At 63.0% G+C, this 368-nt stretch carries 1 protein-coding gene; it reads right to left on the reverse strand.

Annotated features, from left to right (window positions below; translation table 11 throughout):
* The coding region (tnpB, locus tag QJT78_RS52325) for an IS66 family insertion sequence element accessory protein TnpB (RefSeq protein WP_281460967.1) at window positions 1-248 on the reverse strand (248 nt) is incomplete at its 3' end.
* Window positions 249-368 lie beyond the last annotated feature (120 nt).

Below are 368 nucleotides of genomic sequence, written 5' to 3' on the forward strand. Positions count from 1 at the left end.
CTGATCTGCGGCCACTCGAAACGACCATCGCGGCCAAGGCGCTTGTAGACCAAAACGAGGCCCGTGCCGTCCCATAGCAAAATCTTCAGCCGGTCGGCGCGCTTCGAACGAAAAACCACGATCAGGCCCGAATGCGGATCGAGCCCAAGCGTGTTTTGCACAAGACCGGCCAGCGCGTCGTGCCCGCACCGGAAGTCAACAGGACGCACAGCAAGCACAATCCGCAGTCCCTGCGCCGGAATGATCATGCGCCGCGCTCGATCGCAGTCACGATCTCCGCGATCCGCACCGCCGACACGTCCGCATCCAGGCGGACCGAAACCTTGCCAATCGTAATCTCGACGGGCCCCTCGCTCTTGCCTGACGCC

Source organism: Bradyrhizobium sp. Mp27, assembly GCF_029953005.1.
In the GTDB taxonomy this organism is placed as follows: domain Bacteria; phylum Pseudomonadota; class Alphaproteobacteria; order Rhizobiales; family Xanthobacteraceae; genus Bradyrhizobium; species Bradyrhizobium barranii.